We start from the raw sequence: 1,262 nt of genomic DNA, 5'->3' as shown, positions 1-1,262 counted from the left end.
GCCGAGCATGACAATGCGGCTCTCAAGGATGCGACCCTTTCGGCGGTGACGGCCGCTTCGCAACTGGGCGAGGTGCATGTGCTGGTGGCGGGGTCTGGCGTTGGCGGTGTGGCTGATGCCGCCGGTAGAATCGCGGGCGTGGCCAAGGTGCTGGTGGGCGATGATGCGGCCTATGCGCATGGCCTGCCCGAGAATGTCGCGCCGCTGGTGGTGGGGCTGATGGAGGGCTATGACGCCTTTGTCGCCCCCGCCACGACGACCGGCAAGAACATCGCCCCGCGCGTGGCGGCTTTGCTCGATGTGGCGCAGATCTCGGATATTCTGAGCGTCGAGGGCCCCAAGACCTTCACCCGCCCGATCTATGCGGGCAATGCGATCGCCACGGTCGAGAGCAGCGATGCCAGGCTGGTGATCACCGCCCGCGGCACCGCCTTTGCCAAGGCGGCGGCGGACGGCGGCAGCGCGGCCATCGAGAGCATCGCCACGACGGGCGACGCGGGGCTGTCGAGCTTTGTGGGCGCGGAAATCGCCAAGTCGGAACGCCCCGAACTGACCAGCGCCAAGGTGATCGTCTCGGGCGGGCGGGCCTTGAAGGATGCCGAGACCTTTGCCGCCACGATCCTGCCGCTGGCCGACAAGCTGGGCGCAGCGGTGGGCGCAAGCCGTGCGGCGGTCGATGCGGGATACGTGCCCAATGACTATCAGGTGGGCCAGACCGGCAAGATCGTCGCGCCGCAGGTTTACATCGCCGTTGGCATTTCCGGGGCGATCCAGCACCTGGCGGGGATGAAGGACAGCAAGACCATCATCGCCATCAACAAGGACGAGGACGCGCCGATCTTCCAGGTGGCCGATATCGGGCTGGTCGCGGATCTGTTCCAGGCCGTGCCCGAACTGACGGGGAAGCTGTAAGCCATGAGTGATCTCCAGCACGAGACGGTCCAGCGCGACACCATGCCCTATGATGTGGTGGTGGTGGGCGGGGGCCCTGCGGGGCTTTCCGCCGCCATCCGGATCAAGCAGTTGAATGCCGATCTGAGCGTCTGCGTGCTGGAGAAGGGGTCCGAGATCGGGGCGCATATTCTCTCGGGCGCGGTGGTCGATCCGCGCGCGCTGGATGAGCTGCTGCCCGACTGGCGGACCGATGGCTGCCCGCTGGCCGAGACCCCGGTGACCGACAACTGGCACTGGGTGCTGACCAAGGGCGGGCATTATGCGGTGCCCCACGCGCTGATGCCGCCCTTTATGAGCAATCACGGCAA

General features: G+C 66.7%; 2 protein-coding genes. Both read left to right on the top strand.

Annotated features, from left to right (window positions below):
• A partial coding sequence (locus FHW92_RS25480; protein ID WP_168606085.1) for an electron transfer flavoprotein subunit alpha/FixB family protein occupies positions 1-912 on the top strand: 912 nt, incomplete at its 5' end.
• 3 nt (positions 913-915) lie between these two features.
• The coding region (locus tag FHW92_RS25475) for an FAD-dependent oxidoreductase (RefSeq protein ID WP_168606084.1) at positions 916-1,262 on the top strand (347 nt) is incomplete at its 3' end.

The organism is Novosphingobium sp. SG707 (assembly GCF_012275515.1).
Lineage (GTDB): Bacteria > Pseudomonadota > Alphaproteobacteria > Sphingomonadales > Sphingomonadaceae > Novosphingobium.
This window is presented reverse-complemented; position numbering and strand designations above follow the sequence as displayed.